This window comes from Streptomyces sp. NPDC000941, from assembly GCF_053599555.1.
On the sequence record NZ_JBSFMM010000155.1, the window covers coordinates 1 to 26,922 of the forward strand.

Annotated in this window: 18 protein-coding genes; 9 read left to right on the forward strand and 9 right to left on the reverse strand. The window is 73.2% G+C overall.

All coding sequences use genetic code 11. The annotated features are described in order from the left end of the window. Window positions 1-6,839 (reverse strand): beta-ketoacyl synthase N-terminal-like domain-containing protein (locus ACWDSL_RS36565; protein WP_450492259.1); only part of this gene is annotated, 6,839 nt, incomplete at its 3' end. Window positions 6,840-7,173: 334 nt separating this feature from the next. On the opposite strand from ACWDSL_RS36565, the gene ACWDSL_RS36570 reads away from it, so the two are divergent. The 3 genes from ACWDSL_RS36570 (at window position 7,174) to ACWDSL_RS36580 (ending at window position 8,911) form a co-directional block, all read left to right on the forward strand. Beyond that, window positions 7,174-7,554 carry a hypothetical protein gene (locus ACWDSL_RS36570; protein WP_450492260.1) on the forward strand — a complete coding sequence of 127 codons (381 nt, stop codon included), beginning with the start codon at window positions 7,174-7,176 and terminating at the stop codon, window positions 7,552-7,554. A gap of 199 nt (window positions 7,555-7,753) precedes the next feature. After that, a complete protein-coding gene (locus ACWDSL_RS36575) occupies window positions 7,754-8,308 on the forward strand; it encodes a TerD family protein (RefSeq protein WP_450492275.1) in 555 nt (184 codons plus the stop codon). A gap of 126 nt (window positions 8,309-8,434) precedes the next feature. Further along, window positions 8,435-8,911, forward strand: coding sequence for a nucleoside deaminase (locus tag ACWDSL_RS36580; protein WP_450492261.1), 477 nt, complete (start codon window positions 8,435-8,437; stop codon window positions 8,909-8,911). Window positions 8,912-8,941: 30 nt separating this feature from the next. Here the strand turns inward: ACWDSL_RS36580 and ACWDSL_RS36585 are convergent, their stop codons facing one another. Both ACWDSL_RS36585 and ACWDSL_RS36590 read right to left on the reverse strand, forming a co-directional pair. Continuing rightward, complete coding sequence (locus ACWDSL_RS36585) at window positions 8,942-9,124, reverse strand: hypothetical protein (RefSeq protein ID WP_450492262.1); 183 nt, start codon at window positions 9,122-9,124, stop codon at window positions 8,942-8,944. 90 nt (window positions 9,125-9,214) lie between these two features. Beyond that, window positions 9,215-9,916 (reverse strand): TetR/AcrR family transcriptional regulator, encoded by a 702-nt coding sequence (locus ACWDSL_RS36590; RefSeq protein ID WP_450492263.1) that lies wholly within the window; start codon window positions 9,914-9,916, stop codon window positions 9,215-9,217. A 105-nt stretch (window positions 9,917-10,021) separates the two neighbouring features. Between ACWDSL_RS36590 and ACWDSL_RS36595 the strand changes: the two genes are divergently transcribed. The 3 genes from ACWDSL_RS36595 to ACWDSL_RS36605 all read left to right on the forward strand — a co-directional run bounded on the left by ACWDSL_RS36595 (window position 10,022) and on the right by ACWDSL_RS36605 (window position 12,982). After that, a complete protein-coding gene (locus tag ACWDSL_RS36595) occupies window positions 10,022-11,476 on the forward strand; it encodes an MDR family MFS transporter (protein ID WP_450492264.1) in 1,455 nt (484 codons plus the stop codon). 102 nt (window positions 11,477-11,578) lie between these two features. Continuing rightward, complete coding sequence (locus tag ACWDSL_RS36600; protein WP_014173572.1) at window positions 11,579-11,830, forward strand: DUF6296 family protein; 252 nt, start codon at window positions 11,579-11,581, stop codon at window positions 11,828-11,830. A 153-nt stretch (window positions 11,831-11,983) separates the two neighbouring features. Next, a complete protein-coding gene (locus tag ACWDSL_RS36605) occupies window positions 11,984-12,982 on the forward strand; it encodes a sigma-70 family RNA polymerase sigma factor (protein ID WP_450492265.1) in 999 nt (332 codons plus the stop codon). Here the strand turns inward: ACWDSL_RS36605 and ACWDSL_RS36610 are convergent. Next, entirely contained in the window at window positions 12,881-13,345 is a 465-nt protein-coding gene (locus tag ACWDSL_RS36610) for an STAS domain-containing protein (protein WP_450492266.1), read from the reverse strand. The genes ACWDSL_RS36605 and ACWDSL_RS36610 overlap by 102 nt on opposite strands. Window positions 13,346-13,427: 82 nt before the next feature. On the opposite strand from ACWDSL_RS36610, the gene ACWDSL_RS36615 reads away from it, so the two are divergent. Next, on the forward strand, window positions 13,428-13,928 hold the full coding sequence (locus ACWDSL_RS36615; protein ID WP_450492267.1) for a GNAT family N-acetyltransferase: 501 nt from the start codon (window positions 13,428-13,430) through the stop codon (window positions 13,926-13,928). A gap of 18 nt (window positions 13,929-13,946) precedes the next feature. Continuing rightward, on the forward strand, window positions 13,947-15,404 hold the full coding sequence (locus ACWDSL_RS36620; protein ID WP_450492268.1) for a hypothetical protein: 1,458 nt from the start codon (window positions 13,947-13,949) through the stop codon (window positions 15,402-15,404). Here ACWDSL_RS36620 and ACWDSL_RS36625 read toward each other — a convergent pair. The 4 genes from ACWDSL_RS36625 to ACWDSL_RS36640 form a co-directional block, all read right to left on the reverse strand. Next, window positions 15,334-17,280 carry an AMP-binding protein gene (locus ACWDSL_RS36625; protein WP_450492269.1) on the reverse strand — a complete coding sequence of 649 codons (1,947 nt, stop codon included), beginning with the start codon at window positions 17,278-17,280 and terminating at the stop codon, window positions 15,334-15,336. The genes ACWDSL_RS36620 and ACWDSL_RS36625 overlap by 71 nt on opposite strands. A gap of 360 nt (window positions 17,281-17,640) precedes the next feature. After that, window positions 17,641-18,342: a glycoside hydrolase family 75 protein gene (locus ACWDSL_RS36630; RefSeq protein WP_450492270.1), complete on the reverse strand. Its 702-nt coding sequence runs from the start codon at window positions 18,340-18,342 to the stop codon at window positions 17,641-17,643. 109 nt (window positions 18,343-18,451) lie between these two features. Then, window positions 18,452-19,294 carry a class II fructose-bisphosphate aldolase gene (locus tag ACWDSL_RS36635; protein ID WP_450492271.1) on the reverse strand — a complete coding sequence of 281 codons (843 nt, stop codon included), beginning with the start codon at window positions 19,292-19,294 and terminating at the stop codon, window positions 18,452-18,454. Window positions 19,295-19,386: 92 nt separating this feature from the next. Further along, window positions 19,387-20,277 carry an SIS domain-containing protein gene (locus tag ACWDSL_RS36640; RefSeq protein WP_450492272.1) on the reverse strand — a complete coding sequence of 297 codons (891 nt, stop codon included), beginning with the start codon at window positions 20,275-20,277 and terminating at the stop codon, window positions 19,387-19,389. Between the two features lie 164 nt (window positions 20,278-20,441). Between ACWDSL_RS36640 and ACWDSL_RS36645 the strand changes: the two genes are divergently transcribed. After that, window positions 20,442-21,227, forward strand: a complete 786-nt coding sequence (locus ACWDSL_RS36645; RefSeq protein ID WP_450492273.1) for a DeoR/GlpR family DNA-binding transcription regulator — start codon at window positions 20,442-20,444, stop codon at window positions 21,225-21,227. A 20-nt stretch (window positions 21,228-21,247) separates the two neighbouring features. On the opposite strand, the gene ACWDSL_RS36650 is transcribed toward ACWDSL_RS36645, so the two are convergent. Continuing rightward, window positions 21,248-26,922, reverse strand: a 5,675-nt coding sequence (locus ACWDSL_RS36650; protein WP_450492274.1) for a MupA/Atu3671 family FMN-dependent luciferase-like monooxygenase, incomplete at its 5' end; no start/stop codon positions are given.

Consider the following 26,922-nt stretch of genomic DNA (forward strand, 5'->3'; position numbering starts at 1 on the left):
CGCAGGGCGGCCTCGTCCCGGGCCCCGGCGGTGGCCGGGTCCTCGGGCCCGGCGGGTACGGGGGTGCGGCCGAGCAGTTCGATACGGCAGCGGGTGGCGGCCGCGAGGGCCGCCGCGCACCGTGCGGTGATCCCTCGCGCCCCGCCGACCAGCACGACCACCGAATCGCGGTCGAGGCCGATGGCCGCGGCCTCCGCCGCCCCGTCCCCGGCGGGCCCCGCGCCCGAGGTGCCGAGAACGCCCAAGCCGCTCTCCACGAGCTCCAGACCGTGCCGACCGTTGGCGGTGCGCAGCACGACGGGTGGGTGGTCCGGGGCGAACACCTCCTCGAGCAGCGCGTCGGCGACGGCGGTGGCGGGCGCGTCGGCGGGGAGGTCGACGACGGTGGCCACCGTCCGCGGGTACTCCCGGGCGACGCTGCGGAACAGGCCGTGCAGCCCGGCCGTCCCGACGTCGAGCGGGTCCGCCCGCCGCGCGGCCAACAGCCACCGCGGCCCGCGCGCCAGGGCCGCCCGCAGTGCGGGGAACGCCGCGGGCAGTACGGGTGCGCCGGACGCGGCCGACGGCTGGAGCAGGATCACTCCGTCAGGGGGTACCTCCCAGCGGTGCCCGGGGGATGGACCGTCGCCCTCGCCGAGAAGGTGCCCGCCCGCCAGGGCCACGGCCTCGGCGCCGCACCCCCGCAGCCGTTCCGCGATCGCCCCGGCCAGGGGCTCGTCATCGCCCAGCAGCACAAACCGCCTGCCGGACAGGGCGGTCGATGGCTCGCCGAGCGCCGCGCCCCCGGCGAGCGGCACGGACTGCAGCAGCATCCGCTTCGGCGCCACGCCCCTGACGGCGTGGCTGCTGGGGAGTGGCCCGCGTGCCACGGCCTCGGGGTCGCGCGCGGCCTCTTGGCCGGTGGTGGCGGGGCCGCTCGGAGGTGGCGCGCCCGCCGGGGACTGGGTGGCTTGCTCGGGACCGGTGGCCGTGGGCACACCGGCCGCCGGGCCGCTGTCGTCCCGTGGACCGGCGCCCCCGGGCCCGGTGGTGGCCTGCGGCCCGGGCCCCACGGCCGCGGCGATGCCGTTCGGCCCGGCGTCGGCGCCGTCGCTCGCCGCCGCGTCGTCGCTCAGCCGAGGGGTGAGCCAAGCGGTGACCGCGGCGGTGGTACGGGCCTTCGTCAGCTCTTCGAGCTCTTCATCCGCGAGCGCCGCCGCGCCGCTGCCGCCCGTGCCGCCCACGCCCAGGCGGGCCGCCAACTCGCCCGCGATCTCGGCCCGTTTGATCGAGTCGATGCTCAGATCCGCCTCGAGGTCGAGGTCCGGCTCGATCATGTCGACCGGGTATCCGGTGCGCTCGCTGATGATCTGCGCGACCATACGGGCCACGTCCGCCTCGGTGACCGCCACCGGCTCCACGGCTGCTGCCGCCTCGGCAGGCATCGGCATGGTCAGTGGCGTCGGTACGGGCGTCGGCGTCGGCCCGCTCAGGGGCTGTGGCGTGAGGGCCGCTGCCGCCTCCACCGCTTCTGCCACCCCCGGAACCACGGGCGCGACGGGACCGGCGGGCCCGGTTCCCGGCGTGGCCCCGAGATGGGTGAGAAGCACATCGCGCTGGGCCGCCACCATCTCCCGGCTGGTTCTCAGGAACTCCAGGATCAGCGCGTCCCGGTCCGTCTGGCTCACCGTCGCCTCCTCGACACGTCGGGCCGGCGCCAGCGCGCCGGGCAGGAGTTCGCCCGCGGCGGTACGGACCAGCTGCCCGCCCACCGTCCAGCCGGGCCGTTTCGGCGCCGCCGCGCGGCCGGCGTCCACGGCGTCGCGGCCGCGGAAGATCCAGCCGGTACGCACCGGCAGCCCGGCGACGGCCAGTTGAGCCAGAGCGTCGAGAAATCCGTACAGCCCGCGCGGACCGGCACCGACCCCGACTCCGGCGCCGCCGTCCACGGCCCGTGTGCCGAGGCGCCGCCCCTCGAAGGCGATGGCGCGGTGCGGACGGTCGCCGAGGATTTCCCCCACCAGCCGGGTGAGCACGGTGCCGGGCCCCGCCTCGACGAAGATCCTGGCCCCCGCCTCGTACATGGCCTCGATCTGCTCGACGAAGCGGACCGGCGAGCCGATCTGGGCCGCCAGCTCCGCGCGTACGGCGTCCGGCTCGCTGCCGTGCGGGGCTGCCGTACGGTTGGCCCAGACCGGGTACTCGGGCGGATGAATCGGCTGTCGGGCGAGGGACTTGGCGAACCGTTCGCCGGCCGTGGCCACCAACGGGCTGTGAAAGGCGCAGGCGACCTGGAGCCGCTTCACCGGATATCCGGCCTCCCGCAGCAGTCCGACCGCGGTGTCCACCTCCTGCCGCGGCCCCGAGATCGCGGTCTGGCGCGGTGCGTTGTGGTTGGCGGCCACCACCTGGCCGGCCAGGCCGCCGTGGCGCAGGACGCGCTCGACGTCCTCGCGGCTCGCGGTCACCGCCGCCATGGTGCCCGGCTCGGGGCCCGCGGCCTGCGCCGCGTCCAGGATCGCGGACGCCCGCTCGGCGCTCAGCTCCAGCAGCGCGGACGGGTCGAGCGCGCCCGCCGCGCAGAGCGCGACCAGCTCGCCGTAGCTGTGCCCGGCGGCCATGTCGGGGCGGACTCCGGCCGCCGTGAGCAGCGAGTGCGCGGCCAGGCCGACGACGCCGAGTATCGGCTGGGCCACCCGGGTGTCGGTGATCCTGGCCCGCTGGGCGGTCCTTCCCGGCTCGTCGAAGGCGGCCGGTGGGTGGAGGGCGGAGGCGTGGGATCTGGCGAGCCTCGCGTGGCCGTGGAGTTCGGGGAAGGCGACGAACAGGTCGGCGAACATACCGGGCCGCTGGCTGCCCTGTCCCGGGAAGAGAAAGGCCACCTTGCCGGGGTCGGGGCCGGGGCCAGGACCGGAGCCTCGCCCCGCGCCGTCGTCGGCGGATGTGCCACCACGGCTCCCTGCGACGGTCCGAGCTGACGGGCCACCACCGCCCTTCGGACCGGCTGGACTCTCCGGACCGGCCGCGTCCGCCGCCCCGGCCAGATAGATCCCCGCGGCCGGATCGTGTTCCCCCGCCAGCACCCGCCGCAGCAGCGCCGCCGGCCCGCCGGGCCCGTCCGGGGCGGTGGCCACCACGGCGGCCCACACCGGGCCCTGACCGCCTTCGGAACGGGTGGCGGCGGCGAGGGCGAGGTCGCGCAGCCGCCAGGGCGACCCTGCCGCCTCGTTGGCCTCGGCGAGCGCCAGCGTCTCCTGGACGGCGCGGAGGGCCGCCGCCCGGTCCGTGCCGCGGAAGGTGAACAGCTCGGCGGGCCAGGCGTCCAGGGCGTGGGCCGGGGGCGGGCCGGCGTCGTGGGCGGACAGGACGACGTGGAAGTTGGTGCCGCCGAAGCCGAAGGCGCTGAGCCCGGCGATCCGCTCGGCGGGCGGGGCCACCCAGGGTGCGGCCTCGGTATGGAAGGCGAAGGGGCTGCTCGTCGCGTCCCAGGAGGCGTTGGGGCGGCGCAGGTGCGAGGTGGGCGGCTTGACGCCGGTGTACAGGGCCAGTGCGGTCTTGACCAGACCGGCCAGGCCCGCGGCGCATTTCGTATGCCCGATCTGCGACTTGACGGAGCCCAGCGCGCAGCCGCCGGCCGTGGCCCCGGCGGCGGTGAACACCTCGGTGAGGATGGACAGCTCGGTGCGGTCGCCGACGACCGTGCCGGTGCCGTGGGCCTCGACGAGACCGACGTCGGCGGGGGAGATCCGGGCGTTGCGGTAGGCGCGCTCCAGCGCGGCCCGCTGGCCCTCGGGCCGGGGTGCGGTGAGCCCGAGCGACCGCCCGTCGCTGGAGCTGCCCACGCCCTTGATCACGCCGTATACGCGGTCGCCGTCGCGTTCGGCGTCCGCCAGCCGCTTGAGCACCACGCAGGCGACGCCCTCACCGAGTGCGATGCCGTCCGCCGAGGCGTCGAAGGTGCGCGAGCGGCCCGTCGGGGACAGCGCGTGCACGGAGGAGAAGAGCATGTAGTCGTTGATGCCGTTGTGCAGGTCGGCGCCGCCGCACAGCACGAGATCGCTGGTGCCGCTGACCAGTTCCTTGCAGGCCACGTCGATGGCGGCCAGGGAGGAGGCGCAGGCCGCGTCCACCGTGTAGTTGGCGCCGCCGAGGTCGAGCCGGTTGGCGATCCGCCCGGCGATGACATTGGCGAGCATGCCGGGGAAGGAGTCCTCGGTCAGCTCGGGCAGCTGTTCCGCCAGCCCCTCGGGCACCGTGCCGAAGTAGGACGGGAGTACGGCGCGCAGCGTCTGGGCGTTGGACAGATCGCTGCCCGCTTCGGCGCCGAAGACGACCGAGGTACGGGTGCGGTCGAAGGCCCGGCCACCCGCGCTGCCGGGGCCGCCCCGCTCCTCACCGGGCGCCGCCTGGTATCCGGCGTGCTCCAGGGCGCGCCGCGCCGCCTCCAGCGCCAGCAGCTGCACCGGTTCGATGCTGCCCAGGGACGCCGGCGGGATGCCGTAGCGCAGGGGGTCGAAGGGGATCGGGGGCAGGAAGCCACCCCACTTGGAGGCGGTGGCGCCATGGGAGGCCGTGGCATTGGTGGACGCCGTGGCGCCGTGGGTTTCACCGGGGGAGTAGTGGACGGCGGGATCCCAGCGCTCGACGGGCACTTCCGTTACGGCGTCGACGCCACCGACCACATGGGCCCAGAACGTGGCGAGATCGGGGGCGCGCGGAAACATGCACGCCATCCCGACCACGGCCACGTCCAGCGGCGCCGGGTCCTCCCACTCCGCCCGCCCGGGCGGGGCCACACCCAGGCGCTCGCGCAGCGAGGCCGCCGCACGGCGGAAGAAGTCCGCGGCGGCCGGGGCCACGGAGTGGTGCACGGCGGCGACGGTGGTGGTGGCCGAGCGCAAAACCGCCACATTACCCGCCATGAACATGCCATCCTGATATTGGCGCTCCTCGCCGACCGCCACCAACTCGCCGCCCGGGCCGCGTTCGACACCCTTGCCCGCGATCCGCAGCCGGCCGACGTTGAGCCGTTCCAGCCGCTCCCACACCTGCCGCTCCGGGACGCCCTCCCCGCGCAGCCGCTCCTTGACGGCGCCGAACTCCTCGGTGAACGGGCTGGGGACACAGCGGGTGGCGTGCCCCGGAGCGGTCTCCAGCAGCGCGGTGCGCCGCGCGGCCACCACCTGACGCTGGAACAGCGGCTGGACGGCGCCGTGGGCGACCGCCTCCTCGGTGAAGAGATACGCGGTGCCCATCAGCAGGCCGACCAGGACACCGCGCCGGGTCAGCGGGGCGGCGAGGGCGGCGACCATCGCCGCGGACCGCTCGTCGTGGACGCCGCCCGCGAAGAAGACCTCGATCGGGGCCGCCGCCCCATTCCGCCCAGCCCCGCCACCACCCGTCCCAGTCCCGCCCGCCCCGCCCCGGCCCTGTTCCTCCAGGAAGTCCTCGATCACCGCGATCTGGGCCTCCCACAGTGGGAAGCTGTGGCGCGGGCCGACGTGTCCGCCGCACTCGGAGCCCTCGAACACGAACCGACGGGCGCCGGACCGCAGGAACTGCCCCAGCAGCCCCGGCGAAGGGACGTGCAGAAACGTGGTGATCCCGGCCTTCTCCAGCGCCTCGGCCTGGGCGGGCCGCCCGCCCGCGATGATGGCGTGGCTGGGGCGGATCTCCCGTACGGCCTCGAGCTGGGCCTGTCTGATCTCCTCGGGAGCGAAGCCGAGCACCCCCACCCCCCACGGCCGCCCCTCAAGCGCCTCCGCCGCCTCCACCAGCATGGCGCGCGCCTGTTCGCGTCCGGCGAGGGCGAGCGCGAGGAACGGGAGGGCGCCCTCGGCGGCGACCGCGGAGGCGAATCCGGCCCCGTCGCTGACCCGGGTCATCGGCCCCTGCGCCACCGGCAGCCGAGTGCCGAGCGCCACGCTCATCAGGGAGCCCGGGCGCAGCACGGCGGCGGCGCGGTCGTCCCGTACGGCATCCCGTACGGCTTCGGCCACGGCGCGTACGGCCCGGCCGACATCGCCGTACCGCTCGGCGAAGCGCGCCGCCAGAAAGCCGTCCTGACCGACGGGCAGCGGCCGGGCGCGCGCATCGCGCACCCGGCGGCGCAGCACCCGGCGGCCGTCGACCACGGCGGTCTCCGAGCCGTCCAGCGAGCGGAGCACGGCGGCCGTCTCCTCGGGCACCCCCGATTCGGCGAGCAGCGCCAACTGAGTGTCCAGCACGACGCCGGCCGCCCCGCCGACGGCCGCCGCGGCGCCCGTGTGGAGGCCGATCCCGCCACAGGCCCACACCGGTACGGACACCCGCGGCTCGGCGAGCAACTGCTGAAGGAGTACGAAGGTGCTCAAGCCCCCGACCCGCCCGCCGCTCTCACCACCCCGGGCGATCAGGCCGTGCGCCCCGGCCCGTACGGCATCCAGCGCCTCCTCCAGGTCGGTGACCTCGGCGAGGACGCGGTGGCGGCCCACGGCGTCGGCCGCTGCCACGGCGTCGGCCGCTGCCACGGCGTCGGCCACCGCCCAGGGGGAGTCCGCCGCGAGAACCACCGTGTCCGGACCCGCACCCGCGCCAACACCCCGGTCCTTGGGCCCCGCCTGGGGCCCTGCCTGGGGGCGGGCCGCCGCCAGGTCCGCGGGCGCCAGCCGGCAGCCGGGGCCGATCCGCACTCCGTACCGGCCGTCGGGCGCCCAGTCCCGAAGCCGCTCCAGCGCCTCCTGGGCCCGCCGGTCCCCGGCCCCCACATCCAGGATCCCGAGCCCTCCGGCGCGGCTGACCGCGGTGGCGAGCCTGGCGTCCGGTCGCCCGAAGGGAGTGATGCCGAGGACGAGGTCGCCGAGCCGGTCAGCAGATCTCATGGCGTCTCCGAAAGAATCGGCAGAGCGGTGGGGGTAAAGGGAGATCATTCCCGGCGCGTGGACCCGAAGGTATGGCTTCGGAATTCCGCCCGGGGCGGCGCGAGGCATGAAATTAGACGACGGACCTGATGGAACGTCAAGAGCGAAGCCCCCACCGGGGCGGTGATCACGCCGAATCGGCCGATGTGGGCGAAGGGTTCGCTCGCGACAAACAAGGGCAGAATCCCCATCCGTGCGTCAATCATCGATTTCCATTCGATGAACGGGCTGATTCGGCCAGGGGAAGGGACGCCCCGGCCACGGCCCGGCGGGGCGCGGGATATAGGGTGCCCGGGTGCGCTGGAAAGATGAATCCGGAACCAAGTGGCGGCTGCGACAGCAGAGGCTGGCCTGGCCGCGGTGGGTCAAACCGGAAGTAGCCTTCGAGCACGCTCCGAGTGGGCTGGGCGACGACCCGATCTCCGCGATCATCGCCCTGCCCTTCCTGCTTGTCTTCGTGGTGATGCTGCCCTTCTGGCTGGCCGAACTTCTTCTGCGGCTGCTGCTGGCCCCGTTCGTGGTCGTGCTCCGGCTGGCCGGGGCCATCCCTTACCGGCTCAAGCTCTACAAGGCGGGTCGGTTGACCGGGTCATATTCGGCGGATGGCCATGGTGAGCTGGTGCGGCTGCGCCATGAGCTTCGCCGGATGGGGAGCTCGGCCGGCGGCGGTCACTGATTCCCGTACGGTGTGTCCCGCGCGTACCGGTGGGCCCCGCCTGGTGCGGGTGTGCCGGGCGGGGCGGGCGTTGCGGGTCCGGCCGCCTTGTCTCCCCGCGTCCCGCCGTCCCTGTCGGATGCCGCTGATAAAATCCCAACTCCGTTGTTGTGCACGGGATTGAGACAGCAGGATCCGGGCATGCGGGAATTCTGTTCGGATCAATTCCGGAAAGGGGAGTCAGGTGACCGGTCTCAACAAGGGCCCGAGCAAAGTCCAGGTGGCGCTCAAGTGGGACCCCAGCCCGCTGGGGCAGTCGGCCCATGATCTCGACATCATCGCGGGGACCTACACCGCGGCGGACCCGTACGGCGAACCGGCCTACCTCGTGCACTTCGACCGCCGGTCGCCCGACGGCACCATCACCCTCAACCGGGACAGCCAGACCGGCCAGGGCCTCGGCGCCGACGAGGTCATGACCTTGGAGCTGGAGCGGCTGTCCGCCTCCTACACCCGGGTGATCGTGGGCGTCGCCATCCAGCAGGGCGGCGGTCCCAAGACCTTCAGCGACGTGGCCAACTGCAGCTTCCGGATAGCCGACGGGATCACCGAACTGGTGAACAGCGCTTTCGTCGGGGCGCTGGGCGCCAAGGCCGCGACCATCGCCGAATTCATCCGGAACGACTCGGGGGAGTGGCAATTCCACGAGGGGATCCGGGGATTCGACGCCGACCCGGACGAATTCGGCGGGTTGATGGGCCGGGATTATTCCTGACCCCTGTCCGGCCTCTTACGCGGATGGGCCGGCCTTCTACGCGGATGGGTCGGCCTCTTCCATGGATGCGTTCGGGCGCGGCGAGGCTTTAGCATGCCGTGAAGATCACTTCCCGAGGAGGCCACCATGGCGAACGACGCCGATCTGCGCCATCTGCGCCGCTGCGTGGAGCTGGCGACCGAGGCCCTGGAAGCGGGCGACGAGCCGTTCGGTTCGGTGCTCGTCGCCGCGGACGGGGCCGTCCTCTTCGAGGACCACAACCACGTGGCGGGTGGCGACCACACCCGCCACCCCGAGTTCGAGATCGCGCGCTGGGCCGCGGCCAATCTGACCCCCGAGGAGCGCGCCGCGGCCACCGTCTACACCTCGGGCGAGCACTGCCCGATGTGTGCCGCGGCCCACGGCTGGGTCGGGCTGGGCCGCATCGTGTACGCCAGCTCCTCCCGGCAACTGTCGGCCTGGCTCACCGACCTCGGGGTCCCGGCCCCTCCCGTACGGACCCTGTCCATCCAGGAGGTCGTCCCGGGTGCCGTGGTGGAGGGCCCGTTCCCCGCCCTCGCCGAGCGCGTACACGAACTGCACCGCCGCTTCCACGGCTCCTGAAGCGCGGGTGGGCGAGGGCGGAAGGGGAGCTCAGTCGAGCAGTTCCCGGACCAGCGCCTCGCCCCACCACCGCTCGACCCGGTCGGGTGACCAGCCGCGTTCCGTGGTGAGCACGGTGTAGACGTCGATGTTGCACAGCGCCGCGTAGACATCGACCGCTGACCGTACGTCCAGGCCGCGCCGGAGGACACCGGCCGGCCAGGACGAGAACACCTGTACCCGGGTCTCGTCGCCCCGCGGGTCCCCTGCCGACGTGGGGTGCGCGTCGCTCGGCCCGGGATCCCGCTCGGCCCGGGATCCTGCTCAGGGGCGGGGCCCGGGCGCGTACGCGCGCAGGAAGAACCGCACCCCGCCGGCCACCAGCTCGTCGATCAGCGCGTCGTCGACCTCGACGGTGCCGAACAGCGAGCGGTTGTTCACCCGGCCGGTGACCAGGAGGCCGAAGTACTCGGCGGCCTCCACCGGGTCGGCGATGTCGAGCAGTCCGGCTTCCGCGTACCGCGCCAGCCGCTCGGCGATGGCCTGTTGTGCGTGGCCCACCGAGCCCGCGCGGCGCAGCAGGGCGGGGAAGTGGCCGGCCTCGGCGCTGATCAGCCGGACCAGCGCCGCCCGTACGGGTGACCGCAGGACGGCGGTCGCGAACTCCCGGCCGAACGCGGTCAGCGCCGCCTCCAGCTCCGCCGCCCAGGGCCCCTGCTCGCCGGTGCCCGGGGCGGTCGGGGCGGTGCCGGGGGCCGTGACGGCGACGGTGTCCAAAGTCTGCTCGAGCAGCGTCTGGAAGCCCTCCTCCTGCGCCGCTTCGGTCTCCTCGATGGCCGCCAGGAACAGGCGTTCCTTGTCACCGAAGTAGTCGTAGACGGTGCGCTTGGAGACCTTCGCGTCGGCGGCGATCGCGTCCATGCTCGCGCGCGCATACCCCTCGTTTACGAAGATCCGCAGCGCGGCCGCGACGATGGCGGCGCGCTTCTCGGGCGAGCCCTGGCGGAGGGGGGCCTGGCGGGGCATGGGCGCTCCTGGTCTGGGGCCGCGGATGCGGCGGGTCGGTGCGTGACGGGGGAACTGCACGGTGCAGTGTACAGAGCTACACTGCACGGTGTAGTTTCCTTCGCCATGAGTGACCGATCGTCCCAACCTCCCGCATCTCCCGACTCCCCCGACTCCTCCGACCCGGCCGCCGGACCCGCCCGCGCCCCCGCCCGGCTCGACGCGGCGCTGCTCCGGCTGGCCGCGATCGTCGTCGTCGGCGCGCTGGCCTCCATGCTCGACATGACCATGATCACCGTCGCGCTGGCCGGTCTGGCCCGCGACTTCGACGCCTCGGTGGCCGTGATCCAGTGGGTCGGCACCGGCTATCTGCTGGCCATCGCCATGGTCATCCCCATCACCGGATGGGCCATCGAGCGCTTCGGCGCCAAGCACGTCTGGCTGTTCGCGCTCACCGTCTTCACCGCCGGGTCGGCGCTGTGCGGCACCGCGTGGTCAGCGGGCAGCCTGATCGCCTTTCGGGTGCTCCAGGGCGTCGGCGGTGGCATGATCGTGCCGCTGAGCATGGCCATCCTGGCCCAGGCGGCCGGACCCGAGCGGCGCGGCCGGGTGATGAGCGTCGTGGCGGTACCCGCGCAGTTGGCCCCGATCGCCGGTCCGCCGCTGGGTGGACTGCTGGTGGAGGGCCCCGGTTGGCGATGGATCTTCTACGTCAACGTGCCGATCGGTCTGCTGGCCGTCCTGCTGGCCTGGCGGGGCATTCCCCGCGCACCGCGCCCCGCGGCAGCCGGGGCGTCGCTGGACGTGGTGGGCCTCGCCCTGCTGTCACCGGCCCTCGCCGCGCTCACCTACGGCCTCTACCGCACCAGTGTGCCGTTCACCGCCGCAGGAGCGGTGCTGCTCGCCGTGTTCACGCTGCACGCGCTGCGCACCCATGGCACACCCGTCGTGGACCCGCGGCTGTTCGCCCGGCGGCCCTTCGCCGCCGCGTCCGCGCTCAATTTCCTCTCCCGAATGTCGATCTTCGGGGCCATGATCCTCATGCCGCTCTACTACCAGCAGGTACGCGGCCACAGCGCGCTCACCGCCGGGCTGCTGCTGATCCCGCAGAGCCTGGGCACCATGGCCGCCCTGCCGCTGGTGGGCAGGGCGACAGACCGCGTCGGAGCCCGCCCGGTCGTGCTGGCCGGAATCGCCGCCGCCCTTCCCGCCGCGCTGGTCTGCGCCCGGATGGGCGCGGCCACCAGCGAGCTGCTGCTGTCCGCCGCGCTGTTCGTATGGGGCCTGGCCACGGCCGCCGCCACCGTGCCGGTGATGGCGACCGCGTACCACGGCCTCGAGCCGGCCGCGATTCCGCGCGCGACCAGCGCCATCACCACGGTCCAGACCGTGGGCGCCTCCGTCGGCGCGGCTGTCCTGGGCACGATCCTGGCGCACCGGGCGGCCGATCTGCCGGGTGCCCCCGCCGAGGCGTTCGCGGACACCTTCTGGTGGGTCGTGGCCTTCTGCGCCCTGGCGCTCGTCCCCGCCCTGCTGCTGCCGCGCCCGCCCCGTGCCCCGCACGGCGAATCCCGGAGCTGAAGCCTCTGACCAGTTGCGCTCTTGCGCGTTCGGGCCCGTTCGATAGTGTTGAATGTCCCGGTTTGGGGAGTGGGTCGGGATGGCGTGGCAGGAGGGCGTGTCATGGCGCGTCGTGAGAGATATGAGCTGATCTTCGTGCATCCGGACGCTGCGGCCCAGGCCGCCGAGGACGTGGCCGAGGACGTCGTGGTGGTGCACCGTACAGACAGCAGCGGACCGGGAGGGCACCCCGTCTACGCGGACGACACCGGCATCGTGCGGGCCGAGATAAGCGACCGTGCCGAGGTCCGGATGCTGGCCAGCGGCGGGCATCAGGTGCACTCCTCCACGGTCCGCGCCCGGCCCGTCGGCTGAGCCTCATGCGCCCCGTACGTCCCCCGCTGCGTGTCTCACCTGCGCCGTATGCCCGCGGAGAAGGCGGCGGTGGGCCTGGCGACGGGGGATTGTCAGACCCAGCCACTACCTTGCGACCAAGGGATAACCGGAGGGTCGACAGGGAGCTTTGAGATGAGTGACGTGACGGCGACGGAAAGCGCGGCCGCGGTCGAGCCGCAGCTGGAGCGGCACCGAGTGGAGCTGACCGGGTACTGCTACCGGATGCTGGGCTCGGCGTTCGAGGCCGAGGACGCCGTGCAGGAGACCATGGTGAGGGCCTGGCGGGGCTTCGACCGGTTCGAGGGCCGGTCGGCGCTGCGGTCGTGGCTGTACCGCATCGCGACCAACGTATGCCTGGACATGCTGGGCGGCAGCCAGCGCCGCGCCCGGCCCATGGACCTGTCGGCCGTGGCGACGGCCTCCTCGCCGCTGGGCCCGCCCCTGCCGGAGACCGCGTGGGTCGGACCGGCCCCCGACGGGCGGATCGTGACGGAGGACGGCGATCCGGTCGAGCTGGCCACCCAGCGGGAGTCCGTACGGCTGGCGTTCGTCGCCGCGCTGCAGCATCTGGCGCCCCGGCAGCGGGCGGTGCTGATCCTGCGGGAGGTGCTGGCGTGGAAGGCCGCCGAGGTCGCGGAGCTGCTTGACACCACGGTCGCGTCGGTCAACAGCGCGCTGCAGCGCGCGCGGGCCACCATCGCCGCGAGCGGAATCAGCGCCACCGACCCCGTCCAGCCGCTGGACGAGGAGCAGCGCGCCCTGCTGGCCCGTTATGTGGACGCCTTCGAGCGCTACGACCTCGACTCCCTCACCTCCCTGCTGCACGAGGACGCGACGCTGTCGATGCCGCCCTACTCGCTGTGGATGCGTGGCCACACCGATATCCGCCAGTGGCTGCTGGGCAAGGGCATAGGCTGCTGCGGCTCACGGCTGATCCCGACGGTGGCGAACGGCTCGCCCGCCTTCGGTCAGTACCGCCCCGCCTCGGACGGCGGCCATGAGCCATGGGCGCTCCAGGTCATCGAGGTGTCAGCCGGCCGGATCACCGCGCTCAACTCCTTCCTGGACACCGCCCGCCTCTTCCCGCTCTTCGGCCTGCCCGCCCGCCTCGACCCCGTCGCCGCCGGGTAGGCCCGCCGCCGGCACCACGCTGTCCAGGCCCGATCGGGCGAGGGCGGCCCGCAGTTCGCCGCTCGCGCCGCGCAGCAGGATCCCGCTGCCCAGGCGCCGGGCGGTGAGCTGGAGCCGGGCCAGCGCCTCCAGCACGGCCAGGTCCGGGGCGTGCACCGCGGCCACGTCCACGAGGACCGGACCGGTCCCCGCGCCGTGCGACGCCAGCTCGCGCAGGCGCGCGCACAGCCCGGGTACCTCGGCGCGGCCGACCACGGGGTCCAGGACCAGCACGGCCGGGGCGTGCACCGCATGATCACCAGGGCCGCCGGCGGGTTCGGCACCCGGGCCGCGGGGCGCCGGCGTCTCGTCATGAGTGGTCAACGTCCACCTCCTCTCGGTGCGTTCTCCCTGGAAGACCGGCCGATACGGGGAAACTCATCGCCCGGGATGGCAGGATCTGTACATGACGAGTGAACGGCCCGGGAGGGCGGCGGCCGGGCCCGTGGACGCGGCGCGGCGGCTGCGGGCGGCGCGGGAGGACGAGGCCCGGGCGCTGAGCGAGCTGGCGCTCAGATCGAAGGGCCACTGGGGGTACGACGAGGCGTTCCTGGCCGCCTGCCGGGAGGAACTGCGGCTGCACCCCGGCGAGGTGGCGGCCCGTCGGACCACCGTCGCGGAGCAGGACGGGCGGATCCTGGGCTTCGCCACCCTGGAGGGAGACGGTCCCGAGGGCGAGCTGGGGATGCTGTTCGTGGAGCCGGACGCGATCGGCGGGGGAGTGGGCCGCCTGCTGTACCGGCATGTGCTGCGGGAGGCGGGCCGGCTCGGCTTCACACGGCTGACCATCGGGGCCGACCCCTACGCCGAGTCCTTCTATCTGGCGATGGGCGCACAGCGCATCGGTGACATGCCGTCCGGATCCATACCGGGCCGGGCGCTGCCGCTGCTGGCTGCCTGGCCCTGACTGCCTGAGCCCTCCTGGGTGGTGGCGTGGACCGGCGGGGCACCGGCCGTGCACATCGGGAACGTCGGCGACTTCAACGCCCAGTTCGCCGGCGGCTCGCCCGCGGTGCGGCGCGCCGGGGGCCACTACGCCTGCCTGGCCGTATTCTACAGCCCCGACCCGCGGATTCTCGTGCTTCCGCGGCAGGTCGACGACTTCTGGGTGCGCGAGCTGTCGCGCGTGCTGGAGTGGCAGGACGTCGCCGTGTACGGCGCGGTCGCGGGGGAGGACGGCGGGGTGGCCGAGGCGCTGCGGTCCAGGCCGGCGCTGCTGGAGCGGATCCGGCGGTCCGGGCTGCCGGTGATCACCTGGGGCCGCACTCCGGAGTCCGAGCGGCTGCTCGCCCCACCTGAGCCGACGGCCGGGGCCCGGGCCGGGTCCGATGCCGGGTCCGATGTCGGGTCCGATGCCGGATCCGATGCCGGGCCCGATGTCGGGCCGGACGGACTTGGCCAGGCGCTGCACGTGACGCGTCGTTATGAGTCGAAGGCGGCCGCCCACCGGCTGTTTTGCACGCTGGCCCCGGCCCACCCCGGCATCGTCGTCCCCGCGCAGGAGCGCGTGACATCGCGTCGCGCGGCCGCCCGCGCACTGGCCGCCCGCGCCGCCGCCGGGGCCACGGCGGTGGTGAAGGCCGAGTACGGGGTGGGCGGCTACGGGACCACCGTGGTGACGCCCGGCCGGATCGCCGAGGCCGGCGGCGCCCGGGCCCTGGCCAAACGCCTGGCCCGGGGCGCCGTGCTGATCGAGGAGTACGTCCACGGCTCAGGACCCTTGCGGAACCTGACCTTCGACGCCCTCGTCGACGACGGAGCCGCCGTCCACCCCGTCGGCGTGGGCGTGATGGACATCGACGGAACGAGCTACCAGGGCGTCACGGTCGGCCCGGGAGCCGTCCCCGACGCACCCGCCGGGGTCGCCGAGCGGTTCGCGACGGCCGTGGGCCGGGCCCTGGCCGCCGAGGGCTACCGGGGCTGGTACGACGTCGACTTCGTCATGGACCGGGCGGGCCGGCTCGCCCCCGTCGAGATCAACCTCCGGCTCACCGGGCCGGCCGTGGCGTTCATGATCCAGGCCAGGCTGGCCCGGCTCCAGGGCGGCCGGCCCCTCGTACGGACCCTGGACCGGCTGCCGCTGGGCTCCCGGCTCCCGGCCGCGGCGCTGGCCGACCACCTCGGCGAGGTGTCCCGCCAGTGCCGCTCGCTCGGGGTGACGCTGCTGCCGACCGTGGTGACCGCGGCCTTCGAGCCGGACCCCTATGTGGGCGTGGCGCTCGCGGCCCGTACGACCGGCGCCCTCGATGCGGCGGAGACGGTGGTGCGCTCGGCCAACGAGGCCCTGGGTCGGATGTTCCTGGACACCGGCGTCAGCGCATCGGGTCCGTCGTCCGGGGCTTCGCCGCGGCGAACGCGACGAGCACGGCGCCGGCGATCATGAGCGTGACGTTGAAGACGTAGACGAGGGCGGCCTGCCGTGCCCAGTCCGTCTTGGCCGCGAGCCGGTAGTAGTTGTCCTGCGGCCACCACGCGATCAGCAGCCAGGACACCGCGAGGTGCGCGGCGCTCGTCAGGGCAGGGGAGCGCCCGTGGCGGGCCACCAACGGCCGCGCGCAGAACAGGAATCCCATCCCCAGCCCGAAGGCCAGTGACTCACAGACGTAAAGACCGGTGAACAGCGCGGCCCAGGGCTGGGGAACCAGCGACAGATCGGTCGAATACGGCCACAGAGCGTCGGTGAGAATCCAGGACAGGAAGGAGAAGAGCGCCGTGATCCCCGCGATGCCGCTCCATACGCCGCCCCCTTCACCTCCGTCGGCCGACAGGCCCCCCTTCCCGCTCGACGCGCGCCGTGTGGCGTCGCGCTGCGCCGGCAGCGGAACGCCGCTCCGGTCGATCTTGCCGGACCGCGTTCTGGGCAGTGCGGCCACCTGGGCCAGCGTCTGCGGGGCCCGGGCGGACGGCAGCCGGGTGGACAGGAACAGCCGGAGTTCGTTCCAGTCCACCTGGCCACCCTCGACGGCGGTGACGTAGGCGATCAGGGTCTTCCGGCCCTTGCCGAATTCGATGGTGGTGACCAGGCACTCCCCGACCGATGGATGCCCGCGCAGCACCGCCTCGGCGTCGGCGTGCGAGGACACTCGGCCGAGGTGTTCGAGCCCGCCGTCGTCGCGCACCCGGCCGAGGTCGCCGGTGCGCAGGAACTGACCGGACTTGAACGAAGAGCCGTCCCGATAGCCGCGGCCCAGGACCGGGCCCTTGATGCCCAGTTCGCCCCGCGCGCCCCGGGCGGCGGGCGCCCCGCCCCGGCCGAGCACCGCGACGGCCGCGCCCGGGAAGGCCGTGCCGATCGGCGAGACGCGCTCGGGGTGCTCGGTGACCGCGGGCCGGTCGGGCAGTTCGAAGTACGCGCCCGATCCGGCGGCCTCGGTCACGCCGTAGACGTTCAGGATCCGCACATGCGGCCCCAGGGTCCGGCGCAGGTCCTGCTGCTCGTCCAGGTACCAGCTGTCGCCCGAGACGGCGATCAGCCGGACGTCCGCGAGGTCCGCGCCCTGCGAGCGCAGCTGCCGATGCAGGCCGCGGACGGTGGGAACGTCGCACGCCACGACGGTGACCTGCCGGTCGACGAGCAACCGGTGCAGCGGGGCCGCGCCGCCCGCCCGGTCCAGGTCCTCGTCCCGGCCCGCTAGCACCAGCGTGCCGCCCGAGCACAGCGCCCGGACCCAGTCGGCGGTGAATCCGGCGAACTCCGAAGGGGTCGTCTGAAGATGGCGGTCGGCGGGGGAGAGGCGGTACACCACCCGCCATCCGTCATAGGCGCTCGCCAAATTGCGGTGTTCGATCAGCACGCCCCGGGGCATCCGCCCGACCGTGCCGGCCGTGTACAGCACACACGCCAGGTCCGAGACGCCGACACCGGCGTCGAGCGGTTCCCCGGACCGGGCGGCGATGGCCTCGGCCTGGGTGTCCAGGCAGATCACCGGCCGGCCCGAACGGACCGTGTCGGACACCATGACCCGCAGCGACTCCCAGGTGACCGCGGCGAAGAGCCCCGGGTCCGCGAGGACCTGCCGCAGCACCGACGGCGGCGCGCTCGGCTCCACGGGCACATACGCCCCGCCCGCCTTGAGCACCCCGAGCATCGCGGTCAGGACCTCGGCGTCGCGGCCCAGGCACACCGCCACCGGCCCGCCCCGCGGCAGGCCCGCCTCCCGCAGATGGCGGGCCAACCGGTTGGCGCGCTCGTCCAGTTGGCGGTACGTCAGCTGCTCGGAACCCGATATGACGGCGACCGCGTCGGGTGTGCGGCGCACGTGGTCCTCGTACAGCTGATGGACGCACCGCCGCGGGCGAGAGGCGGAATCCCTGGATGTGGGCGGCTCCTTCGGCATGACATGTCCCCCGGCGGTCGTCGGATCGGCCCTGCGCCTTAGACCGTCCGGCAGTAGGGCCCGCGGCGTCGCGTGCCGATGGGCGGCGCCTGGCCGCACCCCGCTCGTCGCACGCAGCGCCGCTGCGCTCTCCTCACGGGGCACGCCCATGCTTGCCCCTCGACCCGCTCCTTAACCCGCGCTCCCTACTGCCGGACGGTCTTGTCTGTGATCATGCCCAGGGCCGCGCTTCCGCACAATGGCACGCCTGACCAGTGGCCGGTGGTTGCACCAGGGGAGAGGTCAGTTGTTCTGGATGAACTGCTGGGCCAGGCCGTCGCCCACGGAGACCGCCTTGTCGTGGTTCTCGATGGGGGAGACCGAGGAGTTCTTGAAGAGGATGTACGTCACGCCCGAGTCCGTGCCGCCGTTCTCCGGGTCGGGGTCTATCCCCAGGGCGTTGGCCGTCGCGTAGGACGCCTCGCCGATTATCTTGGTGGGGCCGGTGTCGCCGACCACCGCGTACTGCACCTTGTTGTTGTAGATGACGGCGACCACACCGCCGCCCTTGATGCCCGCCTGGCTGTAGTTCCAGATGGAACTGGTGCTCGGCACCACCACGTACGGCAGCTTGTCGGCGATGAGCGGCTTTCCGTTCGACTGGTGGAAGGCCGTGTCGTCCTGGAACCACGGGTCGGTGTCCCCGTTGCACCGCGAGGTGACCTGGCCGTCGCAGTCGATGTCCATATCGGCCTTCCAGAAGACCGCCCCGTTGGCGCCGCAGACCGGGATGGTGGCCGAAGTCTCGTCGTCGGTGCGGTACTTGCCGTTGGATATCTGCGAACAGCCCTGCACCTTGGCGAGCAACTGGGCCGCCGTGACCGTGCCTTCATTGGCCGACTTGGGGGCCGGTGCCGGGCCCCGGGTGGCGGCACCGGCGCCCGTGGTGACGGACACGGCCAGCAGACCGGCGCCGGCGAGCGCGAACGCGAGTCGCTTACGCATGACACACCCCTTTGTTAGGAACCTTTCCTAACCTCCCCTGCACTGTGGCGACTTGATAAGATCATGTCAATAGTGAGGCGCGGTGTCAGAGGTGGCGTCAGAGGCCGCGTCAGGGCGCGACGGCCCGCAGCAGCGGGAGCAGGCGGGCCACCTCGCGCGCCACCGCGTCGCGGGCCTTCGCGACATAGCGGCGCGGGTCGACGACCTCGGGGTGGGCCGCGAGGTGGTCCCGGATCGCGCGCGTGTAGGCGACGTTGAGATGGGTGGCGATGTTCACCTTCGTCAGGCCCGCCTCGACCGCGCGGGTCAGATCCGCCTCGGGCACTCCGGAGGAGCCGTGCAGTACCAGCGGTACGGGCACGGCCGCGCGCAGGGCACCTACCAGCCCGAGGTCCAACACCGCCTCCTTGACGACCATCGCGTGGGAGGTGCCGACGGCGACCGCGAGCGCGTCCACACCGGTCGCCGCGACGTAGGCGGCGGCCTCGGCCGGGTCCGTACGGGCCCCCGGCGCGTGGACGCCGTCCTTGCCTCCCACCTCGCCCAACTCGGCTTCCACCCACACCCCTTGGGCGTGGCAGTCGGCGGCGACCTCGGCGGTGGCCGCCACATTGGCCTCGTAGTCCAGCGCGGAGGCGTCGAACATCACCGACCCGAATCCGAGCCCCACCGCCTCCCGCACCAGGGCCGGTTCGGTCGCGTGGTCCAGATGCACGGCGACCGGCACCCGGGCCGCGGCCGCGACCTCCACGGCCGCGCGCCCGATGGCGGCCAGCGCCCCGTGGTACCGCACGGCGTTCTCGCTGATCTGCAGGATGACCGGCGCCCCGGCCGCCTCCGCCCCGGCGACGATCGCCTGGGCGTGCTCGATCTGGATGACGTTGAACGCCCCCGCGCCGAGTCCGGCCCGTACGGCCGGTCCGACGATTTCGCCGGTCGCCACCAGCGGCATGGTCCGGCTCCTTCCGCTGCTCGTTGGTCTGTTGTCCCGGTCTCTGTACTGTGCGGCGGCCCGGCGGCCCGGCAAAGCGCCGGGCCGCGCGGTCACCCGAGGATCACCGAGCGGGTCAGATGCCGGGGCCGGTCCGGGTCGAGGCCGCGCGCCTGGGCGATCGCGACGGCGAGCCGCTGCACCGCCACCAGCTCGGCCACCGGGTCCCGCCCGTCCCCGACCAGCCGGCCGCCGGCGGCCGCGATCTCCTCCTCCAGGCCGCAGTCGCCCTCGCCGAGCCACCACACCACGCTCTTGGGGCCGGTGACGCTGATCGGACCGTGCCGGAACTCCATCACCGGATAGGCCTCGGTCCACGCCCCCGCCGCCTCGCGCATCTTGAGCGCGGCCTCCTGCGCCAGCCCGTACGTCCAGCCGCGCCCCAGGAAGGTGAACTGCTCGGCGTCCAGCAGGCCGTCGGCCACCGGCGCGGCGATGGCGGCGCGCCCGTCGGCCTCCAGACGGGCCGGCGATGCCCCCAGGTGGGCCCGGAGCAGGACGATTTCGGTGGTCGCGAAGCGGGTCTGGACGACGGACTGCTCGTCGGCAAAGTCGAGCAGGACCACCGAGTCCGCCACCTCGGTCACGGGGGAGCCGGGCACGGCGGTGACCACTGTGGTCGGCGCGGTGCCGCGCAGGCGACGGAGCAGTTCGAGCACTTCGGTCGTGGTGCCGGACCGGCACAGCGCGAGCACCCGGTCGTAACGGCGGCCCGGCGGCATCTCCGAGGCGGCGAACGCGTCCGTTTCCCCCTGCCCCGCCGATTCCCGCAGCGCCGCGTACGACTGGGCGATGAACCACGACGTGCCGCACCCGACCACGGCGACCCGCTCACCCGCCCGCGGCAGCGCCTCCCGCACCGCTCCGCCCGGCTCCTGGACCAGCTCCGCGGCGCGGCGCCAGCAGTCCGGCTGGCTGGCGATCTCGGCCTCGGTGTAGCTCATACGGCTCCCCTTGTCATGCGTGAATGAGCAGGCTGCGTGATGTGAGTTGCATCGTACGGGCCGATAATGCGCATGATTTTGCAGAGAAGTCCAGCGTTCATTGCCGGGCGCGATAGGGTGAGCCGCGCCGGACGAGAGCGGGACGAGGGGGTGAGGGAGACGGCGTGAAACGGCCCGAACGCTGGAACGCCCTGCTGGAGCTGTTGGCCCGGGACGGCAGGATCGACCTCGAAGAGGCGGCGGCCGAGCTCGCGGTGTCCACCGCCACGATCCGTCGCGACCTCGACGAACTCGCCCGGCAGCAGATGCTCACCCGCACGCGTGGCGGCGCGGTGGCGCACAACGTGTCCTACGACCTGCCGCTGCGCTACAAGACCGCCCGGCGCGCGTCCGAGAAGCAGCGGATCGGCGCCGCCGTCGCCCAGATGATCGACTCCGGCGCGATCGTCGGCCTCAACGGCGGGACCACGACCACCGAGGCGGCCCGCGCCATCGCCGTCCGCGCGGATCTGACCGCCTCCGACGGCACCCCCGCCGTCACCATCGTGACGAACGCGCTGAACATCGCCGGTGAGCTGGCGGTGCGCCCGCAGATCAAGATCGTGCTCACCGGCGGGGTCGCCCGCCCCCAGTCCTTCGAGCTGATGGGCCCGTTGGCCACCGGGGTGCTCGACCAGGTCTCCCTCGACGTGGCCGTCATCGGCGTCGACGCGCTGGACCTGACCCAGGGCGCCACCGCCCACCACGAGGGCGAGGCGAGCATCAACCACCTGATGGCGCGCCGCGCGGCGCGGGTGATCGTGGTGGCGGACAGCACCAAGCTGGGCCACCGGGCGTTCGCCCGTATCTGCGCGGTCGACGAGATCGATGTGCTGGTCACCGACACCGGTGCCCCCGATGAACTCGTCGACCGGTTGACCGAGGCCGACATCCAGGTCGTCCGGGCCTGACGGGGGCCTCGGCTGACTGATCAGGGACCCAGCAGGCTCCCGAGGGGGCACTCCGGGTTCTCTGTGACTTTTCCGATGAGCCGGCCGAAGCCCGTACTCCACTCCTCGACCGTGGCCTGTGTGAACAGATCCGTGGAGTACTCGAATATCACCGTGATCGCATCGTCCTGGGGCTGCAGGACGACATACAGTTCGGTCCGGGCCACGCCTGACGTGGGCAGTGCGCGCACCGAGGCCGATACCGACCGCAGATCCAGAGCGGGTGGCGGTGTGGTGACGACGGTGAACAGCACGGTGGGGAACAGCGTGTCCCCGGTCCCGGGCGAGACCAGCTCGACCACGTCCGTCAGGGGCAACTCCTGGTGGTCGAGCGCGGTGAACAGCGTCCCGCCGAGTTGTGTCACGAGGTCGGCGAAGGTCCGGGCCTCGCCGATCCGGGCGCGCAGCAGGACGGCGTCGCCCAACAGCCCCACCACCTCGGATCGCTCGGGTTGCAGGCGGTTGGCGCTGGACGCGGCCAGCACCACGTCGGCGGGCCCGCCGCACACCCCGGCCAGCCAGGTGGCGAACGCCGCCGCCAGCACGGCGTACGGGGTCGTGCCCAGGTGTGTCGCGGTGTCCCCGACCCGGCGGGGCGTTTCACCGTCGATGACCACGGTGTGCAGGGCGCCCCGGCCGGACAACGCCTCGGGCCTCGGGTGGTCGTAGGGCAGGGCCGCACGCAGTGGCGCACCGTCGAGTTCGGCACGCCAGAACCGTTCGAGTTCCGCCCTGCGCTCGTCGCCCAGCTCGTGCTCCGCTCGTGCGAAATCCGTGAACTGTGCGGTGAGAACGGGCAGTCGCGCATCGGAGCCGGCCCGCCGCGCGTTGTACAGCTCCTGGAGGTCGCGCCAGATGAGCCCCATGGACCAGCCGTCGCAGATCGCATGGTGGAACACGGTCAGCAGCACCCAGCGGTCCGCCCCGAGACGCGCCAGACGACAACGGAACAGCGGTGCCCGATCCATTGCGAACGTGCCGGACGCCTGCTCCTGGCACCACCGCTCGACGGTGGCGGTGTCCTGGGCGTGCGTGGAGAGGTCGGTGACCGACAGATCCACGGACACCCCGGCCAGCACCTCGACGACGTACTCTCCGCCGGCGCGCCGCACCGCCCCGCTGCGCAGCGCCTGATGGCGCCCCACCAGGTCTTCCATGGCCTGGGCGAGGGTGCCGGGATCCAGGTCGCCCCGCAGCTCGACGCGGTGGGCGACGTTGTAGACGCTCGGGTCGGCGCGTTCATGGTGGCGCCGCCACAGGCGGCGCAGGGTGGACGGCATCGGCACGGTGTCCACCACCTCGTGCGCGGGGGCGGGCTCGTGGCGGGCCACGACGCCCCGGATGGTCGGATCGAGGAAGAAGTCGGCCATGGCGAGGTCGATGTCCAGGCGGTGCCGCATCCGGTTCAGCAGTCTGATCGCGCTCAGGGAGTGGCCGCCGAGCCGGAAGAAGGAGGTGGTCAACGGGGCCTGCGGTGTGCCGAGTTCCTCGCACCACAGGTCGTGCAGCGCCTTCTCCAGGGGGGTGACGGGCCCGGCATCGGCCTCCCGGGCCCGGTCGTCCGCGGCGGGCTCGGGCAGGGCGGCACGGTTCAGCTTGCCGGAGGCGTTCACGGGGAGCCGCTCCAGCCACACCCAGTGGCGCGGCACCAGATGGTCGGGGAGTTCGGCGGAGAGCGCGGCGCGCAGCCGCCCGGCATCGGCCGCCGAGGCCGCTGGGGTCGTGGGCACCAGATAGGCGACCAGTTCCATATCGCCGTGCCGGTCACGGCGGGGTACGACGGCCGAGTCCCGTACGTCGGGGAGCGCGGTCAACGCCGCCTGGATCTCGCCGGGTTCGACCCGGAATCCACGGATCTTGACCTGGTCGTCGGCCCGGCCGCGGTAGTGAAGGCTGCCGTCGGTACGCCAGCGCCCGAGGTCGCCCGTACGGTACAGCACCCCGCCCGCGCCGTCGTCGAGGAAGGCGGCGGCGGTCTCCTTCGGCCGGGCGTGGTAGCCGTGCGCGACCGGGGCGCCGCCCACGCAGATCTCGCCTACGGCGCCCATGGGCACCTGGCGCCCGGCGTCGTCCAGGAGCGAGATCCGAGCTCCGGGCACCGGGGTGCCGATCGGCGGCCACTCCTCGCCGCCCGGGTCGACCAGGTGCGAGGTGACGATGATCGAGGCCTCCGTGGGCCCGTACTGGTTGTACAGCGCACACCGCGGGTGTGCGGCGAGAAAGCGGCGGAAGGCACCGGTGAGCTGGAGTGCCTCGCCGGCCGAGACCAGTTCGCGCAGGGACGGCAGCTGAGGCTCGGTCCCGATCAGATACTTCAGCGGGGTGCAGGGCATGAACATCCGCTGCACCTCATGGCGCCGCACCAGTTCGGCCAGGGCAGCGGGATCGTGCCGCACCTCGTCGCCGATCAGGACGAGTGCGGCTCCGGACGCCAGCGTGGTGAAGATCTCCTGCACGCTGACGTCGAACGCGGGCGAGGTCCACTGCAGGGTACGCAGCGCCGGCCGACGCCGAAGGTGTCCGCGGACCAGGTTGGCCGGTCCGCGGTGGGGGACGACGACGCCCTTGGGGCGGCCGGTCGAGCCCGAGGTGTAGATGCAGTAGGCGGGATCCTCCGGCCGAGTCCCGTCCTGAAGCGGCCCGGTCTGAAGCGGCTCGGTCTGGAGGGTGTCGCGGGCCTCCTCGGCCAGCTGGATCGGCAGCCGTGCCGCGAGGTCCGGGTGGAGTGCCAGGGCGGCGTCCGAGGTCAGCAGCAGAACGGGGGCGGCGTCGCCCAGGAGCCGGGCGAGCCGCGGGGTGGGCACGGAGGGGTCGAGGGGCACATACGCGGCGCCGCTCTTGAGCACGGCCAGCAAAGCGGTGATCAGCTGCGGGCCGCGCGGCAGAAGCACCGCCACGCGCTCCCCGCGCACCGAGCCCCGGGCGCGCAGCCGCCGGGCGAGCCGGTTGGCGTATGCGTCCAACTCCCCGTAGTGCACGTGCCGTTCGCCGCTGATCAGCGCGACGGAATCCGGGGTCCGGCGCGCCTGCCGCTCGAACAGGCCGTGCAGGGTGGGTGTGTCCTCGGGGGCGAGCAGCGGGTCGTCCTGGTGTCCCAGCCGGGCCAGGGCGTCGCGGTCGGCGCCGGTGACGGCGGTCAGTTCGCCGAGCGGTGCGCCGGGGGCATCGAGGGCGCGGCGCAGCGTCTGCTCCACGTAGTCCACGAATCGGCGCACGGTGCTCTCGTCGAACAGAGCGGTGTCGTACTCGACCATGAACCGCACGCCGTCGCGGTGATGCGTCAGATAGACACTGAGGTCGAACGGGGCGCGGGCACTCGGCATGTCCAGGAGCGTGGCCGTCAGCCGCGGCGGATCGAAGTCCACCTCGCCCTCGTTCTCGTACTCCACCATCACCTGGAAGAGCGGATTGCGGCTGGGGTCGCGCCGCGGGTTCAACGCGCCGACCAACTCGTCGAAGGGGACGCCGCGGTGTTCGTACGCCGCGGTGCTCCGCTGCCGCACCCGGTGCAGCAGGGTCGGGAAGTCCGGGTCGCCGGTGAGGTCCAGGCGCAGGGCGACGGTGTCGAGGAAGAGACCGACATGGTGTTCGGCGCCGGCCGGCCGGGCGGCGACCGCGGTACCGAGGACCACGTCCTGCTGGCCGCTGAACCGGCCGAGCACCGCGCCGATGGCACCGATGAGCGTCATGAAAAGGGTGGCGCGGTGTGCGGCGGCGAACGTCCGCACCCTGTCGACGAGCTCGGCGGCCAGCTCATGGGTCAGGCTCGCGCCCGCTCCCGATCTCACCGGCGGACGTGGCCGGTCGGTGGGGAGCGAGAGCTGCGGCACGCCGCTCAGCTCCCGCCGCCAGAACGCGAGGGATTCGGTGAGCTCGGCGGGGTCCGGCCGGTCGTACGGGGGCGCCTCGGCGAGGTGTGGCAGTGCGGGCTCGCCGTGCGGCCAGGAGCGGTAGTGGGCGGCGAGGTCGTGGACCAGCACCACCGTGGAGGAAGAGTCGAAGACAATGTGGTGGACCAGCAGGAAGAGCACATGCCGCTCTTCCGACAGGCGCAGCAGCCGGGCCCTGACCAGCGGGCCGGTGTTCAGGTCGAGGAGGCGGCGCCCCTCTGTCTCCAGCGTGGCGCGCAGCGCCTCTTCCTCCGTCGCCCCGCCGTGGTCCTCGATCGGACACTCGAGCCGTGTCCGGTCGAGTGTCTCGTGGTACGGCACTCCGTCGGTGACCCCGAACACCGTCCGCAGCGCGGGATGCCGCTCCGCGACCCGTCGCAACGCCCACCGCAGCGCCTCGACGTTCAGCGGGCCGTCCAGGCGGATCGCCTTGGGCTCGTGGTACATGCTGGTGCCGGGGTGCAGCTGCTCCAGGAACCAGATGCGGCGCTGCGCCGGCGACAGCGGCATCCGCTCCGGCACCAGCGTGACCTGCTCCCGTGCCGTGGACTGCTCCCGGCGGCGTACCCGGTCGAGCACCGGCAGCGCCGCCAGCACCTGCTGGGTTGGGACGCCGAAATCGACGAAACACGAGATCTCGTCCACTCCGGCGGCCACCAGTCGGCGCACCGTCCCGGCGGCGCCGCGCTCGTCGCCGATCAGGGCGCGGGAGTCGCAGTAGCGCTCGTAGGCGCGGCCGAGCAGGAACTCCACGTCCTCCTCGGGGGCGCTGTCCAGATCGACCTCGAAACCCAGGCTGTTGGTGACCTGGTCGAAGAGGGACAGCGAGGAGCGCAGGTAGGACACGAAGGGGCGGTACGCCTCGGCGCGTGCGCGCTGTGCGTCGTCGCCGAGGTAGGTGTGCACGAGCACCACGACCCGGCCCGCCGCCGGATCGAGGCCGTGCTCGGCGCGGGTGCGCCGGTACAGGGCGATGTTCTCGGCCAGTTGCTCGACGGTCTGTGTCATCAGATTGGTGACCACGCCCAGGTCCTCGGCGGCCGCCCGGCGGTAGCTGTCCGGGTTGCCCACCACGGCCACGTACAGGGGAAGCCGCTCCTGGAGCGGACGCGGGTGCAGCCGGACCTCGACCGGCTCGCCGTCGCCCGCGGTCATCGCGAGTGGCCGCCCCGACCACAGCTGCCGCAGGGTCGCCAGCTGCTCGTACATCACCTCCCGGTGTCGGCCGAAGTGCTGTGGGGCGAGCGCGAAGTCGGTGGCGTGCCAGCCGCTCGCCAGGCACAGGCCGGCCCTGCCACCGGAAATGTTGTCGACGACCGACCATTCCTCGGCGACCCGGACCGGGTGGTGCAGCGGGAGCACGACCGAGCCGGCATGCAGACGTATCCGGCTGGTCCGGCCGGCGAGCGCGGCGGCGAGGACCGAGGGATTGGGAAAGAGCGCGCCGAAGGAGTTGAAGTGGCGCTCCGGGAACCACAGGGCATGGAAGCCGTGCTGGTCGGCGAACTCGGCCGCCGCCATGATCAGCGCGTACTTGTCGCGTTCGGCGTCCTCGGGGTAGTCGCCGAAGAAGTACAGACTGAAGTCGCATCCCGGGGCGGGCGCGGTGGTGGCGGGGGCCGCCGGCGCGGGGCGTGGAGCCGGGGGAGCTGCGGGCGGCATCGGGAGCGGGGCCACCCGGGCCGTACGCGGAGGGGGCACGGGGGCCGGGGCGGCCTCGGGCGGCTCCGGCGCGGCGGTCGGCACCGTCGGCCCGGCCGCGGCCG

Excerpts from the sequence above, each read along its gene's own strand:
- ACWDSL_RS36580 (WP_450492261.1), top strand. The coding sequence starts at position 8,435 with ATGGCGAACGACGCCGATCTGCGCCATCTGCGCCGCTGCGTGGAGCTG.
- ACWDSL_RS36590 (WP_450492263.1), bottom strand. The coding sequence starts at position 9,916 with ATGCCCCGCCAGGCCCCCCTCCGCCAGGGCTCGCCCGAGAAGCGCGCC.
- ACWDSL_RS36595 (WP_450492264.1), top strand. The coding sequence starts at position 10,022 with ATGAGTGACCGATCGTCCCAACCTCCCGCATCTCCCGACTCCCCCGAC.
- ACWDSL_RS36600 (WP_014173572.1), top strand. The coding sequence starts at position 11,579 with ATGGCGCGTCGTGAGAGATATGAGCTGATCTTCGTGCATCCGGACGCT.
- ACWDSL_RS36605 (WP_450492265.1), top strand. The coding sequence starts at position 11,984 with ATGAGTGACGTGACGGCGACGGAAAGCGCGGCCGCGGTCGAGCCGCAG.
- ACWDSL_RS36615 (WP_450492267.1), top strand. The coding sequence starts at position 13,428 with ATGACGAGTGAACGGCCCGGGAGGGCGGCGGCCGGGCCCGTGGACGCG.
- ACWDSL_RS36630 (WP_450492270.1), bottom strand. The coding sequence starts at position 18,342 with ATGCGTAAGCGACTCGCGTTCGCGCTCGCCGGCGCCGGTCTGCTGGCC.
- ACWDSL_RS36635 (WP_450492271.1), bottom strand. The coding sequence starts at position 19,294 with ATGCCGCTGGTGGCGACCGGCGAAATCGTCGGACCGGCCGTACGGGCC.
- ACWDSL_RS36640 (WP_450492272.1), bottom strand. The coding sequence starts at position 20,277 with ATGAGCTACACCGAGGCCGAGATCGCCAGCCAGCCGGACTGCTGGCGC.